A 14,871-nucleotide genomic window follows, 5' to 3' on the forward strand; every position below is an offset into this window, starting at 1 on the left:
CCGTGGTTCTCATCGTGATCTGTGGTTCTCGTCGTACTCATTGCCCGGCGCTGTTGGACATCGTGTAATTCGTGATGCGGGTCTCACCACCCCCGAACGGGGGTGTCGCGAGGTGAAAGGGCGGGCGCATGGTGGCTGACGGCGTCGAGACGGTGGAGATGCGGACCGCTCTGCTGCGGCTGCGCCGCGCCACGGGCCTCCCGGTGGCCTTCGGCGGACTGCTCGAAGGGCAGCGGCATGTACGGATCGGGGAGCTGAGCGGCACGGGGACTCCCGCGCTGTGCGGGCTCGCGGTCTCCGCGGGGGCCGGGCTCGGCGGCAAGGCGGTCGCCCTGTCCCGGCCGTGCGCCGTCACGGACTACAGCGTGTCCCGGCACATCAGCCACGAGTACGACTCGGCGGTCGAGGCGGAGGGGCTGCGGTCGGTGCTGGCGGTGCCCGTGGTGGTGCGGCGGCGGGTGCGGGGCGTTCTGTACGGGGCGCTGCGCATCGCTCGGCCACTGGGTGACCGGACGCTGTCGGCGGCGGTGGCGGCCGCGCGTGACGTGGAGCAGGCGCTAGTGGTCCGCGACGAGGTGCGGTCGCTGCTCGCCGCCGCGCGGGAGCCGGTGGCGGGCCCCGGAGCCTGGGAGCAGGTCCGCGAGGCGCATGGCGCGCTGCGCGGCCTGGCCCCGCGGATCGCGGACCCGGCGCTGCGGGCGGAGCTGCTGGCCGTGTGCGGACGCCTGGAATCGGCGACGGTACCCGCGGCTGAACGGTCCCGTCCGGTGCGGTTGGCTCCGCGCGAGGTGGACGTGCTGGCCTGTGTGGCGGCGGGGGTCACGAATGCCGTGGCGGCGGAGCGGCTGGGGGTGCGGCCGGAGACGGTGAAGGGGTATCTGCGGTCGGCGATGCGGAAGCTCGGCTCGCATACGCGCCTGGAGGCGGTCGTGGCGGCTCGGAGGGCGGGGCTTCTGCCGTAACTCCCCGGGGGTGCTGGTCGACTTGGCGGGGGCGTGGCCTTGCCTGGCGGGGCGCGCCTGGGGTTCGTCGCGGGGCCGTGGCCCTGCCCGGCGGGAGGCCCAGGCGTTCGTTGCGTTGCGGGGCCGTGGCCTTGCCCGGCGGAACGGCCGGGAGTTCATTGCGGGACCGTGGCCTTGCCCGGCCGAATGCCTGGGGTCCGACGGGGGGCCGAGGCCTTGCCCGGCGGGACGCATCTCGGCGTGGGCCGGGAGTGAGGAGGCTCGGCGGGGCCCGGTCCCTCTGCTGCGCTCGCACCAACCCCCACGTCCCTCCGGCCGGTACGCGACGCAGCCTGCCGGCCGTTCCGCTGACCTACGACCGCCGATCACGTCCCGCCCCGCCCCCTACGTGGCGAGTCCACCGCGGAGCACCGGGCGGGTGAGTGGGCGGGTGAGAACCTTCCGCCGCGAAGCGGCGGGGGCCGCGCCCGTGCCCCGCGCAGACACAACAACCGCCCTAGGCGATGCCCGTGCCGAAGCGGATGTCATACGCGGAGGACGCCTCGGCGACCCGCGCCAGCATCACCTCGGCCTCGTCGGTCAAAGCGCCCCGCTCGCCCCGGCTCAGCCTGCCGAACGGCTCGATCGTCAGCACGGCGTCCCCGCCCCGCGGGTCCTCCTCCAGCCGCCAGACCCCGGCGAGGAACCCGTCGACCAGGAAGGCGCAGTACGAGACGTTCCCCTTCCACGTGCGCCCCTTGTACTCCGGAGGGATCACGCGGGCCCGATCGGCGTGGGAGAGGAGGAGGTTGTCGAACTCGGGGAGGAAACGCGGCGGAGCCGGCGTGTCCGCGGGCGGGCGCGGCGCGTCCGGCAGGTCGAAGAGCTCCACGCCGTTCGCGTCGCGGAAGGCACGGAGCCGGGGCCGCAGCCGCTCGAAGACCTCCCGCAGCCGGGTGAGCCGCGCCCAGGTCTGCATGTCCTTGACGGAGGCGGGCCCGAAGGCCGCGAGGTAGCGCAGGACGACGGCGTCGGGGAGGGGCGGCGCGGCGGCGCCCGGTGGCCGCGCCGCGCCGCCGAGCCACTGCTCGACCGTGGTCAGAGCCACCTGCCCGCTCCGCCGCCAGAGCCCCCGCGGGGTCACCTGCACCAGCGGCAGCAGGCACCGCGCGGCGACCGCGAGGGACTGCGGGTCGGCGTCGGGCCACCGTACGAGCAGTGCCACCCGGAGCTGCTTCATCGTGCGGGGCTCCGCCTCGACGGCCGCCCGCGCGAACGCCGCGAGCGCCGGGAGGTCGACGCCGGCGAGACCGTGCCGGAACCCGGCGAGCTCCCGCTCCAGCGCGTCCTGCACGAAAGGACGCAGCGTCAGCGCGTCCTCGACCGTGTGCAGATGGATGGTGGAGCGCATGGTGACCATGCGGACCAGCTCACGCGCCTCCAGGAGCGCCGAGAGCTCGGCGGGGTCGAAGTCGGCAAGGCGGGCGGCGAGGGCGTGGTAGGGCGGCTTGACGTTCTGTGCCTGGAGGCCGACGAGGTGGCTGACGGCGTCCTTGACGGAGAGGTCACGGGAGCGGCGCAGGAGGAGCTGCCGGTCGAGCGTGGCGCGGTTGAGCGCGCGGGTGTCCAGGACGGGGGCGCCGCCGCTGCGAGGGCTCACCGGGCTTCCGGTCGTCTTCGTCATGGCGTCACGTTAGCCAGCCTCGCGGACAGGTACGGTCCGCGATACGACATTCCGCGGCCATGCCGGGCCCACCCCGACGTCATGCGCCGTGTATATCCTGCGCGAGGGCATGGCGGCAGGCGCCACGGCCCGTACGACGTCCGGGCCGGAGGCGATGCACATGGCGGAGCGTCGGGCCCGTCCCGCGCCGAGCACGCGGAAGCACGCGTGGCGCCGCACGGTCCGCCCCGAGCCCGCTCCGCCGCCCGAGGAGGCGGAGACGCCCGGCCCGGCGCGGCCGGCCGCCGCGCAGGGGGACGAGGCGAGCGTCGTGCAGGCGGCCCTGTACCGCGACGGCGTCCGCGTGGCGACCCCGTCCTCCCTCGCCGACACCTTCCGGGAGCTGCGCGAGCGGCGGGAGGGGATGGCGTGGATCGGCCTGGCGCGTCCGACGGAGGCCGAGCTGCTGTCGCTGGCCGCGGAGTTCGACCTGCACGAACTGGCGGTCGAGGACGCGATGGAGGCCCACCAGCGCCCGAAGCTGGAGCGGTACGGCGAGACGCTCTTCGTCGTCCTGCGGGCGGCGCGGTACCTCGACGTCTCCGAGGAGGTCGACTTCGGGGAGCTGCACGTCTTCGTGGGCCCCGACTTCCTCATCACGGTCCGGCACGGCGCGGCCCCCGACCTGACGGCGGTCCGCCGCCGCATGGAGGACTCCCCCGACCTGCTGGCGCTCGGCCCCGAGGCCGTGCTCTACGCGATCCTCGACGCGGTGGTCGACGGATACGCTCCGGTCGTCGCCGGCGTCCAGAACGACATCGACGAGATCGAGACCGAGGTCTTCCGCGGCGACCCCGAGGTCTCCCGGCGCATCTACGAACTCTCCCGCGAGATGGTCGAGTTCCAGCGTGCCACCCGTCCTCTGGTCGGCATGCTGCACGCGCTGATGGCGGGGTTCACGAAGTACGGCACCGACGAGGAACTCCAGCGCTACCTACGGGACGTCGCCGACCACGTCACCCACACCAGCGAACGCGTCGACGGTTTCCGCCAGGCCCTCGCCGACATCCTCACGGTCAACGCGACACTGGTGACCCAGCAGCAGAACGCGGAGATGCGAGCGCTGGCGGAGGCGGGCTTCGAACAGAACGAGGAGATCAAGAAGATCTCGTCGTGGGCGGCCATCCTGTTCGCACCCACGCTCGTCGGAACCATCTACGGCATGAACTTCGACCACATGCCGGAGCTGCACTGGGTGTACGGCTACCCCTTCGCGGTTCTGCTGATGGCAGCGGTGTGCACGAGCTTGTACATCATCTTCAAGAAGCGGGACTGGCTATAGGAAGCGCGCGAGTATGAGCGGCCCCCGTGGGACGTGTTCTCCCGCTCCCGGCGCGCTCCGCACCGCGTACGTGCGCTGCCGCGCGTCTCACTCCTTCATGTCGCCCGGGTCGGCGTCCGTCCGAGGAAGTGAGGGCTGCTCCGTACTCTGGGCACCGATACCCGGGTTCAGGTTGCGCATCTTCTCCAGCAGCCCTTCGAGGCGGGAGACCGGCTGTGTTTCGAGGAATGCCGACACGTCTCCCCCGCTGATGAACTGGGGCACCGGCGCCTGGGTGATCTCCTTGAGCATCCTCAGCACCATGACGTTGTCCAGGCCGAGGGCCTCGATCTCGGCCTTGAGGTCCAGGGCCTTGCGCCGCTTCTCCGCCCGCATCCGCACGACGTCGATCGCGTCCTCACGTTCAGCGTTGCCCTGCTGCAGCGTGAGCAGTTCGCTCCGCATCTCCTCAAAGGCCGGCTTCTGCAGCATCTCGTTCAGCGCCTCGTCCTCCGCGCGGAACTCGCCCAGATGGGTGCCTCTGGATTCCACCCCCCACTCCCTGAGTTCGTTCTCCACCAGAGCGGCGAGGTCGAGACGGGTTTCTCGATAATTGCGCAAGAAGTCCTGCACTGACAACGCAGTGGCGATCTGGCTGAAGTACGAGGCGACAATGGCGCCCAGGACACGCTGCACGAAGCGCTGGACGGGCAGCCGATCGTAGTGGAGGCCACCGATTCCCGAGAACTGTCCTCCGCCGTTCCTCCTGACCAACTCCGGAGCGGATTCCGCCGGAATCCGGAGCAGCTGCCTCACGTCCACGAACAGCCGGTACCCCTGCACGGTAGCCGTGATCCGACCCAGATGCGCGTCATAGTTCGTCAATTCTTCTCCGGGCGTCTTCTCATCCCATTCCAGGGTGAGGAGATGGGTTGGAATCAGCATGACGCGGACGAAATACGGGTTGAGCGCACAGACCGTTCCCCCGCTCAGGGTCTCCTCCTGCACGCCCCGCCAGCCGCCGTTCTGGAGGAACACCCACGGCAGACGGTATCCCTGGTGGCCCGGCACGGACGGTCCCGGCCGGTCGCCCTCCGGCTGCGCGCCGTCGAGCGCGATCACCACGCCGGTCTGGTCGGCGGGAATGGAGACCTCTTTCAGATGCCATTCCGTCAGTTCGCCGCCGCGTGTTCCCACATTGTAGGTGGTGATGACGTCGAACAGAGCCGGGTTGATGTCGTAGTAAGCACCGCCGGGGAGAATGGCGAGCTGTTTGCCTTGCTGACCGCCGCCGTCGAGGAACCGCCCGCCGTCCTGGAAGTCGTCGCACTCCACGTAGGGGCCGAAGAGAGACCCGGGCGGCGGGATCTTACCGGCCTTCGCGTCGACCAATCCGATGGTGCCGGTCGGGACGTGGGTCCGGTCGACCTCCTGGACCTCGAAAAGCTCCGTGTTGATGGAGTAGGACTGCCCGCCCGCGAGCACCCCCACCTGAGTGCCCGCTTCACCGCCTTTCAGCAGGAAATCCTCACCGTTCTGGAAGTTGTCGCAGGATACGGCGCGCGCCAGAGCCCGGCCCGAGAGCCGGGCCCGCCCCTCCTTCGCCGTGACCAGGCCGATCTTCCCTTCCGCCACGTGTGTCCGGGGGACGCACTGGACCTGGTAGAGGAACGGCGCCCTCCAGTGGCGCCCCGGCAGCAGGGTGCGAGCGAGCACTCCATGGGTGGCGTACGGGGTGACATGGGGGAACTCCGGATGGGCCCGGCCGTGGAGTCGCCGCACGACACCTACATGGCCGGCCGGCACATATCGGACGCAGAGCCGACCGGCGACACCGGCAACCACCAGAACGAGCAGAAGGGCGACGATGATCATCAGACTCATGTGTGCGATCTCCCAAGCCGTGACATAAAGCAGAAGGAAGAGAAAGAGGCAGCCCAAGGGCGGATGGGAACGCAAGTCCTCTCTTTTCCGCGTCTCCACCTTCCGCACGATGCCGCGCGTCACCACGACGACGGCGAAGACGTTGATCGACGCGTGCACATAGAGCGCCAGGTCAAAGGAGACGGCCAGGGAACACAGTGCGGCGGCGCACCCCACCAGGTAGATGCCCAGATCCACCCGGTGCGTCCCTCTCATCTACCGACCCCCGTTCCCCATGTGCAGATGCACGGCCAGAACCGTGGAAACCCACTCGTCGTACCAGTGGCTGAACGGCTCGTTCTGCGGATTGCGCAGCGTCGGGTAGTACGCGTTGCGGGGGCCGGGTCCCGCCATCTTCGTCAGCTCCTGGTAGGACCGCGGCACCAGCGCGCTCTTGGAGCTGCGCCATCCGCAGGCCACCGACAGCGCGAGGAAGTCCAGATGCCGATTGCTTCGCACCACGGCCAGCGCCGCCTGGGCACGCCAGCCCTGCCGTCCGTGTGTGTGATCGGCCCATACCCCGTCGACGCGTGCCAGAACCTCGGCCGGAACACGGCGCACATGGCGCGTGCTGAGCCAGCCCTCGTCCAGACGGTCGGCCGCCTCCAGGACGATGGCGGTGGTCTGGAGGTCCGCGTACGCGAAATTGCGCTCGGCGAGATAGCTGTCGAGCCGCCCGAGGGAGACGGACGCCGGCACCCGGACCGTCTCCACCGCGGGCTGTGAGGGCGGGGCCGGGATCACCGTGGGCGTCCCGTCCGGCGAGGCCCCGTTCCGGGAAGCGGCGTCAAGGTCCTTCAGCAGGCCGACCTCGTCCTCGTTCAGCAGCCGGCCGTCCCGGGCATCGACGTACCAGGTGTGCGCCAGGAGGTAGTTGCGCTGCCCCTCGATGAGGACGGGGAAGAAGGGACGCCGGTGGTGCATCGCCTCCAGGATCATGCGCGTGACGTCCTCGGACTCCTGGGAGGACGGCGACATCAGCACGATCACGGCCGCCGCGAAGTCCAACTGCTGCTGGGCCGACCAGACGTGGGAGTCCCCCGGCCGCAGATCGGCGACCGACCAGACGGGCAGTCCCGCTCGTCTCAACTGGTCGGCCAGTGCCTGGCCGTACGCCGCGTCCGCCGCGGCGTAGCAGAGTACGACAGCGGGCTGGTCGGGCGGGGTGAGGGGGCGTGGCGGCAGCGGCTGGGCCGCCGCGATGTTCTCCTCGTGTCCCGGCGCGGCGGACCCGTCGGAGCCACCTCGGACGGTCTCGCCACGGATCGCGGCGACGAGTTCGTCGACCTTCTCCTCGTAGCCGGAACCGTCCATGTGTCTGAAGTCGCGCCAGACCCGGCTCGCGGCCAGGGGCGGCAGAGGGGCATCCCCGATCAGCACGGGGATGAGCCGCAGACTCCGCCGTGTCCCGGCCGTGAGCAGGGCCGCGTACTCCTCACGGGCCCATGGCGAGGTGCGCGAGGCGGGGCTGATGAGCACGAGGGCACACGCCGCGCTGTCGATCGCGGCCTCGGTGTGGTGCACGGTCACGTCACCGGGCAGTACGTCCCACTCATCGAAGATGACCTGCAGACCGCGTCGGCCGAGACGATGTGCCAGGGCCCTCGCCCAGTCGGCGTCCTCACGGGCATAGGAGACGAACACGCTGGTCAGGTGGCATCACTCCGAGGCTGTAAGGCCCGTACCAGCGCGGTGAGGTTCTGGTCGTAGGGGGCGCTGCCCGGGCTCCGCAGGTCTACCGGCCGACGGATCTCGGCGAACGGCGGGAGGTCCACGTCGTCCACCAGCACGGGGATGAAGCGCCGCCCGCCCGAGTGCACTCGCCGAAGCAGCGCCGCGTACTCGTCACGGATCGCGGCGTCGTTCATGGTCGTGCCGCTGAAGACCAGGATGCCGTTGGCCGTGGTGCGAAGGGCCGTCTCCTTCTCCAGGGTCTCCACCAGTCCCGGGCCGATCCACTCGGCCAGGAAGACCCGCAGTCCCTCGGCGTGGAGCCGGGTGGCAAGGGCCCGCGCCGTCCGGGTGTCCGCCCGGGCGTAGGAGACGAACGCGTCGTAACCGCCGCCGGGATCAGCGGGAGGCTCCACGGTGGGCGGCGCGGCCGCAGGAGCTCGTCGGCGCGACAGCCGGTCGCGCACCTGGATGGCGGTCGCGATCACGGTCGCGACCGCGCCGATGACGCCCAGCGCCAACTCGACCGACCCCATGCACTGAGGCTAGCCCCTGGCCGCGGAACGCAGACGCCTTTCACACCAGGGGTGTTCGCTCCCACGCTCGTCGGAACGCTCTATGGGATGACATTCGGTCACATGCCCGAGCCGCACCGCGTGCTCGGCACCCCGCAGCTGGCTCTGAGGGGTCGTCTGAGGCCTGTCCCCCGCCGGGGCCCGGGGTGACCGGCAGGCGCGGGTGCCGGTCACCCCGGTGGCTCTACGCCTCGCCGCTCCCCGCCCCCGCCGGCGCCAGGCACTCGGCCAGGTATTCGGCGATGGCCAGCACCGTGGGGCGGTTCCACAGGAGGGTCGCGGGGAGTGTCAGGTGGAAGAGGCGTTCCAGGCAACGGCGGACCGCCACCGTCATCACGGAGTCCATGCCCATTTCGAGGAGCGGGCGTTGCAGCCCGATCTCCTCGGGCGCCAGCTTGATCTCCCTCGCCACTTCCCCGCGCACCTCCTCCACCAGCCGCCCGATGAGCTCCCCCGAGGAGAGGCGGGCCCAGTCAGGCGTCCGGGCCTCCTCGTCCTCGGGCCCGCCCGCCGCGACCTCCAGCTCCGCGGTGAGGGGGATGCGGCGCGGTCCGCCGTCCGTGGACACCAGGCGGAAGACGGCGTAGGGCGCCCCGCCGAACCGCTCCGCGTGCTCCCAGGAGCGCAGGGCCTCGGTGGCGGAGATCTCCGCGTGGCCGAAGGCCGCGAGTTCCGCGGCGATGAACTCGGAGGAGGCCGACATGCCGAGGCCGCGCCACGAGGACCAGCCGAAGCTGATGGTGTGGTCGTGGGCGGTCGCGTTCCGGTGCCGCGCCAACGCGTCGAGGAAGGCGTTGGCCGCCCCGTAGGCGCCCTGGCCGGGGAAGCGGAAGAGGTGGCCGCAGGACGAGAACAGCACCATGAAGTCGACGCTCCCGGCGGGGAACAGTTCGTCGAGCACCATGCTTCCGGCCACCTTGGGCCGCAGTACGGCGCTCAGCGACTCGGCGTCCATGTCGGCGACCATCCGCGCGTCCACGACACCCGCGGCGTGCACCACTCCGCGGATCGGCGGCAGCCCCAGCTCGGCGCTGCTGAGGATCTTGCGGGCCTGCTCGGCGTCCGTGATGTCGAGCGACACCACCGCGACGGTGACTCCGAGCCCTTCCAGGGCCCGCAGCGCCTCGATCTGTCCGCGGGTCACCGGATCGTGCCGCCGGTCCCATTCGGAACGGGGCGGGAAGGGCCGGCGGCTCGCGAGGACCAGGCGCCGGGCGCCGCGGCCCGCCAGCCAGCGCGCCGTCTCCAGACCGAGGGCTCCGAGGCCCCCGGTGATCAGGTAGGTGCCCTCGGGGCGGCATTCGACGGAGCCCTGCCGGGGCGCGCCGGCCACGGGCACCAGCCTCGTCTCCTCGTGGACACCGCTGCGGGCCGAGATCACATCGGCCTCCGGACGGGCCCGTACCACCTGGAGGAGTGACGCGTGCTCGTCCGGGTCCGCCGGGTCCAGGTCGATGATCCCGCCCCACAGGTCGGGGTGTTCGGCCGCGGCGATGCGGCCGAGGCCCCAGACGGGTGACTGCGCGAGCGCCCCGTGGTCCGCGCTCTCGCGTACTCCGGTCGTCACTCCCCACACCCGCGGCCGGCCCGCCGCATGGGCCAGGACCTGCTGCACGGTGCGGCCGACCGTCCAGACCGCGGTGTGCGCCGCCCGTTCGACGTCCTGCCCCTGACGGGGCGGGCCGAACGCCAGGACGGCGGTGGTGTCGGTGAGCCGCGCGCCGAGCGCGGCCAGCTCCTCGGGGGAGTCCACGGCGAGGAAGTCCAGGTCGGCGGCGGCACACGAGGCGGCCAGGCCCCGCGGTTCCGCGCCCACGGCCACCACGGTCCGCAAGGGGCGTGCCGCGGGCAGCTCCAGCGGCCGCCACACCACCTCGTGCACCAGTTCGCGAGGTGTCGCGGCGGCGCTCGGGTCGCCGGTCAGGACCGTCAGCCTGATGCCGCTGACACTGGCGACGACATGCCCCTCCAGGTCCGCCACCACGACGTCCAGCGTGTCGGCGCCGTGCGCCCGTTCAGCGGCCCGCACATGCACCTGGGCCCGCTGCGGCGGGTCGCCGAGGAGGGCCAGGCGCGCGATGTTCGAGGGCATCCGCACGACCGGCTCGCCGAGGAACAGCACGGAGGTGACCGTCATCGCCCCGTCGAGCAGCGAGGCCCAGGTGCCGGTCCCCGCCTCGCCCGTGTCGATGACGGCGAACAGTTCGTTGGGCCCGCCCCGGCGCAGCTCCTGGATCTCCCAGGGGAAGCCCATGCCGGCCACGCCGATCTGCCGCACGCGTTCGTGGAGGTAGTGCGGGCTGACCATTTCCGCGCAGCGCGCCCGTACCGTGTCGGCGTCGAACCGGGTCTTCGGGACCCCGCCCAGCGGGTCGATGGAGGCCGTGGTGTGCGTCAGCCAGGAGTCCTCCCCCTCCGGCGTGGACTCGTCGCTGATCCGGGAGGCGAGACGCAGGGTCGAGTCCTGGTAGGAGATCTGGATGTCGCGCGGCACGGACACCGAGACGGGCACCCGCAGCGCCACGTCCACCAGCGCCGGACGTGTCCGCCCCGGTCCTTCCACCCCGGCGTGCGCCAGGGCCTGGAGGAAGGTGTTCATCAGCACCGCCGCCGGGATGATCTCCACGTCGTGCACCGGGTGGTTGCCCGGGTAAGGGCGGCCGGCCATGTCCAGGTACGTCTGCCAGAGCCAGAGCGGGGTGCTGCCCGCGACACGGGTGGCGCCGCCGAGGAGCGTGTGGGTGTCCGGGTCGTGCCGGCGGACGCCGGGCCGCCCGCCGGGCCGGGAGTCCTTCCAGTACGTCTGGTGCTGCCACGCCATGACGGGCAGGTCGGCGAGGTCCGCCCCGTCCGCGAACCGGGCGCCGAGGTCCGCGGGGACGCCCGCGCAGTGCAGGGCGGCGAGATTGCCGAGCACGGTCCGCTGTTCGGGGGTGTCGCGCCGCAGGGTGCCGGTCACCCGCGGCTCGTCCGTCCCCAGTGCGCCGAGGGTCTCGGCGATGGAGTGCGAGACGATGGGGTGGCTGGAGATCTCCAGGAAGTGCCGGTGGCCGTCCTCCACCGCGGCGGTCACGGCCTGAGCGAAGCGCACGGGGTTGCGCAGGTTGCCCGTCCAGTAGTCGACGCCCAGGTCCGCGTCGCCCCGCGGGTCCTCCAGCGACGTCGAGTAGAAGCCGATCTCGGGCCTTCCGCCCCGCAGGCCCGCCAGGACCTCCGGCAGTTCGGCCGCGTACGGATCCATCTCGGCGGTGTGGAAGGCGATGTCGGCCTGCACCTTGCGCACGACCAGGCCCTCGGCCTCCCAGGTCGCGCAGATCCGCGCGACGGCCGCCGTCTCACCGGCGATGACGGTGGAGACGGGTGAGGACTCGATGGCGGCGAAGACCCGCTCCTCCCCCGCCAGCCGCTCCTCCGCTTCCCGGAACGGCAGGCCGACCAGCGCCATCGCCCCGGCGCCCGCCGCCGGGCGCAGCAGCAGCGCCCTGCGGCACGCCAGCCTCGCGGCGTCGAGCAGGGACATCCCGCCGACCGTGACGGCGGCGGCCAGTTCGCCGATCGAGTGGCCGATGACCGCCGCCGGTTCGACGCCGTGGGAGCGCCAGACCGCCGCGAGCGCGATCTGGACGGCGTAGGTGGCCGGCTGGAGCGCCTCCGGGCCCTCCAGGGCGCCGCCTTCCAGGAGGGACCTGGCGGTGACGCCGAGCTCGTCCTGGTAGACGGGGCCGAGTTCGTCGATCACCTGGGCGAAGGCCGGTTCGGTGGTGAGCAGTTCGCGGCCCATGCCGGTCCACTGCGCGCCCTGCCCTGCGAAGACCCAGACGGCCTTGGCCGGTTCGGCGTCCGCGACACCGGTGACCACGTCCGCCCGCTCCTCGCCCGCGGCGAGGCCGCGCAGCGCCGCGACGAGTCCGGCCCGGTCCGCGGCGATCACCGCGGCCCGGTGGGGCAGCGGCGAGCGGCGCTCGGCCAGGGTGTGCCCCACCGACTGGAGGCTCACCCGGCTCCCGGGCCCCTCCAGCCAGTCCGCGAGGCGGGTCGCGTTCGCCCGCAGGCCCTCCTGGCCGGCCGCGGAGACGGGAAAGAGCCACGGGCCGTCCGACGCGGCGGCGGGCCCGCCGTCCGACGTGGCCGCCCGCGCCGGGGCCTCGGACCGCCGCTCGGTGCCGGGCGCCTCCAGGATGACGTGCCCGATCGTCCCGCCGAAGCCGTAGCCGGACACTCCCGCGCGTCGTGGGCCGTCCGTGCCGGGCTTCCACGGCGTGGGCTCGGTGACGACTTCGAGGCCGTTGGCGCCCCAGGGGATGGCCGGGTTGGGGACCGTGCAGTTCAGGCTGGGCGGGATCGCGCCGTGCCGCAGGGTGAGCACGGCCTTGATGAGTCCGGCGGCCCCGGCGCCCGCCTCCAGGTGGCCGATGTTCGTCTTGACGGAGCCGATGAGCAGCGGCCGGTCGGCGGGCCGGTCCGCGCCGAAGACCTCGGACAGCGCCGACGCCTCGATGGGGTCGCCGACGCTGGTGCCGGTCCCGTGGGCCTCCACGTAATCGACGGAGGCCGGGTCGATGCCCGCTTCCCGGTAGGTGCGGCGCAGCAGGTCCGCCTGGGCGCGGGCGCTGGGCTGCATGATGCCGTTGGTGCGGCCGTCCTGCATGATGCCCGTGCCGCGGACCACGGCGAGCACGCGGTCGCCGTCGCGTTCGGCGTCCGACAGCCTCTTGAGGATGAGCACTCCCGCGCCCTCGCCCCGCCCGTATCCGTCGGCACTCGCGTCGAAGGACTTCGAGCGCCCGTCGGGGGAGCACGCTCCGGCGTCATCCATGATCTTGGTGACGGCCGGGTGCAGCATCGCGTTGACGCCGCCCGTGATGGCCAGCGAGGTCTCGCCCGACTCCAGCGCCCGGCACCCGAGGTGCAGCGCGGTCAGCGACGCGGAGCAGGCCGTGTCCACGGCCATGCTGGGGCCGCGCAGGTCCAGGTGGTACGAGATCCGGTTCGCGGCTCCGCAGTGCACGGAGCCGATGCCGGTCCAGGCTTCGACCCGCGGTATGTCCTCCATGAGGCGGCGTCCGTAGTCCTCGGTGCCGATGCCCACGTAGACGGCCGTGTCCCCGCCCGCCAGCCGGTGCGGCGGGATTCCCGCGTGCTCCAGGGCCTCCCAGGTCACCTCCAGCATCATCCGGTGCTGGGGGTCCATCTGCTCCGCCTCGCGCGGCAGGATGCCGAAGAATCCGGCGTCGAATTCCGCGATGCCGTCGACGAAGGCGCCCATGCGGGTCGTTTCGCGCAGTGCGGCCGCGTTCTGCGGGTCGGCCTCCAGATACCTCTCCCAGCGGTTCTCGGGTATCCGCGTGACGCCGTCGCGGCCCTCGATGAGCAGCTCCCAGAAGCTCTCGGTCGAATTCACCCCGCCGGCGAACCGGCATCCCATGCCGATGACGGCTATCGATTCCCTGTTCTCGGGCATGCGCTCGCATTTCTCTGTCAAGGTGGACATGACGAAGCGGGCCGGTGCCGCCACGGTCTGCGGGTCTCCTCAGCGGCTTCCGAAGACGAGGGGAAGGGCGAGCGGCCCTCTGATCATGGCGCCGCGCTGCCATTCGATGGAATCCGCCGCTATGGCGAGGGTGAAATCCGGGAAGCGGTTCAGTACGGCGCGGAACGCCGCCGCCGCTTCCATCTTCGCCAGTTGCGCGCCCAGGCAGAAATGGATGCCGCGCCCGAAGGAGAGGTGCCGGACGGCTTCCGCCCTGCGGATGTCGAGACGCCCGGGGCCGGGGAAGACTGCCGGGTCCATGTTCGCCGCCGCGACGCCGACCATGACGCCCTCGCCCGCGCGGATGTCCGTGCCCGCGAGTGCGAGGTCGTGGGCGGCGTAACGCCAGGGCGCCAGCTTCACCGGGGAGGTGTACCGGAGCATTTCCTCCGCCGCGTTGGGGAGGAGTTCGGGGTGCTCGGCCAGGTCCCGGCGCAGTTCCGGGTCCCTGGCCAGTTCGAGCAGGGACATGCTCAGCAGATGGGCGGTCGACTCGTGGCCCGCGAGGATCAGCATGAACAGCGTCCCGATGACCTCTTCCGGGCTCAGGCCGTCCTCCTCCTCCTGGGAGGCCACCATGGCGCTGGCCAGGTCGTCGCCGGGCTCGCGCCGTTTGAGGGCGACCAGTTCCTCCAGGTAGGCCATGGCCTCGCCCGCGCACTCGACGTACGCGCCGGCGTCGGCGGCGTGCCCCGCGTTGAGCACCCTGGCCCAGCGCTGCACCCGCAGCCGGCTCTCCTCGCTGTCCGGCACGCCGAGCAGGTCGCAGACGATGCGCAAGGGGTACGGGGAGCAGAAGGCGCGCACGATGTCCACGGGTTCACGCTCGGGCAGCGCGTCCACCATCGCGACGGCCCGTGTCTCCACGTCCGCCAGCCTGCGGCTGATGCGGGCGGCGCTGAAGGGGCGTGCCACCAGCTTCCGCACCCGGGTGTGTTCGGGCGGGTCCATCTCCAGGATGTTGCGGAACAGCACGGTGCGGAGCCGGTCGGGCAGTGTGGAGAGGATGCCGCGTGAGCGCTTGCCGAACCGGAGCGGGTCCTTGATCAGCGAAGGGTTCGCCAGTGCCGCCGAGGCGTCCTCGTGCCGCGTCACGAGCCATGCCCGCGATCCGCTCGGCAGCGTGACCCGGTGGACGGGGCCCGTGTCGTGCAGCTGCTGGTAGGTGGGCCTCGGGTCGCTCTCCCACTCCCGGGAGAACAGCGCGCCGACCTGCTCGACCGTCACTTGCGTCTTCCTTCCGTAAC

8 protein-coding genes are annotated in these 14,871 nt (G+C 71.9%); 2 read left to right on the forward strand and 6 right to left on the reverse strand.

Annotated elements, in window-relative coordinates; translation table 11 throughout:
* The first annotated feature begins 128 nt into the window (after nt 1–128).
* A complete protein-coding gene (locus DCW30_RS25880) occupies nt 129–962 on the forward strand; it encodes a helix-turn-helix transcriptional regulator (RefSeq protein WP_076683886.1) in 834 nt (277 codons plus the stop codon).
* Between the two features lie 496 nt (nt 963–1,458).
* Here the strand turns inward: DCW30_RS25880 and DCW30_RS25885 are convergent, their stop codons facing one another.
* On the reverse strand, nt 1,459–2,625 hold the full coding sequence (locus tag DCW30_RS25885; RefSeq protein WP_076683887.1) for a winged helix DNA-binding domain-containing protein: 1,167 nt from the start codon (nt 2,623–2,625) through the stop codon (nt 1,459–1,461).
* Nucleotides 2,626–2,785: 160 nt separating this feature from the next.
* Here DCW30_RS25885 and DCW30_RS25890 point away from each other — a divergent pair, with 160 nt between their 5' ends.
* A complete protein-coding gene (locus DCW30_RS25890; RefSeq protein WP_076683888.1) occupies nt 2,786–3,946 on the forward strand; it encodes a magnesium and cobalt transport protein CorA in 1,161 nt (386 codons plus the stop codon).
* 87 nt (nt 3,947–4,033) lie between these two features.
* Here DCW30_RS25890 and DCW30_RS25895 read toward each other — a convergent pair whose 3' ends face one another.
* The 5 genes from DCW30_RS25895 to DCW30_RS25915 form a co-directional block, all read right to left on the reverse strand.
* The gene (locus tag DCW30_RS25895) at nt 4,034–6,046 is read right to left on the reverse strand and encodes an SPFH domain-containing protein (RefSeq protein WP_237283360.1); all 2,013 of its coding nucleotides are present in this window, start codon (nt 6,044–6,046) and stop codon (nt 4,034–4,036) included.
* A gap of 18 nt (nt 6,047–6,064) precedes the next feature.
* Complete coding sequence (locus DCW30_RS25900; RefSeq protein ID WP_237283361.1) at nt 6,065–7,492, reverse strand: toll/interleukin-1 receptor domain-containing protein; 1,428 nt, start codon at nt 7,490–7,492, stop codon at nt 6,065–6,067.
* A gap of 5 nt (nt 7,493–7,497) precedes the next feature.
* The gene (locus DCW30_RS25905; RefSeq protein WP_076683891.1) at nt 7,498–8,055 is read right to left on the reverse strand and encodes a toll/interleukin-1 receptor domain-containing protein; all 558 of its coding nucleotides are present in this window, start codon (nt 8,053–8,055) and stop codon (nt 7,498–7,500) included.
* 223 nt (nt 8,056–8,278) lie between these two features.
* On the reverse strand, nt 8,279–13,555 hold the full coding sequence (locus DCW30_RS25910; protein ID WP_076688735.1) for a type I polyketide synthase: 5,277 nt from the start codon (nt 13,553–13,555) through the stop codon (nt 8,279–8,281).
* Between the two features lie 69 nt (nt 13,556–13,624).
* On the reverse strand, nt 13,625–14,851 hold the full coding sequence (locus tag DCW30_RS25915) for a cytochrome P450 family protein (protein WP_079249944.1): 1,227 nt from the start codon (nt 14,849–14,851) through the stop codon (nt 13,625–13,627).
* Between the last annotated feature and the right edge of the window lie 20 nt (nt 14,852–14,871).

The organism is Streptomyces alfalfae (assembly GCF_004127445.1).
Lineage (GTDB): Bacteria > Actinomycetota > Actinomycetes > Streptomycetales > Streptomycetaceae > Streptomyces > Streptomyces alfalfae.

Excerpts from the sequence above, each read along its gene's own strand:
- DCW30_RS25880 (WP_076683886.1), top strand. The coding sequence starts at position 129 with ATGGTGGCTGACGGCGTCGAGACGGTGGAGATGCGGACCGCTCTGCTG.
- DCW30_RS25910 (WP_076688735.1), bottom strand. The coding sequence starts at position 13,555 with ATGCCCGAGAACAGGGAATCGATAGCCGTCATCGGCATGGGATGCCGG.
- DCW30_RS25905 (WP_076683891.1), bottom strand. The coding sequence starts at position 8,055 with ATGGGGTCGGTCGAGTTGGCGCTGGGCGTCATCGGCGCGGTCGCGACC.
- DCW30_RS25890 (WP_076683888.1), top strand. The coding sequence starts at position 2,786 with ATGGCGGAGCGTCGGGCCCGTCCCGCGCCGAGCACGCGGAAGCACGCG.
- DCW30_RS25885 (WP_076683887.1), bottom strand. The coding sequence starts at position 2,625 with ATGACGAAGACGACCGGAAGCCCGGTGAGCCCTCGCAGCGGCGGCGCC.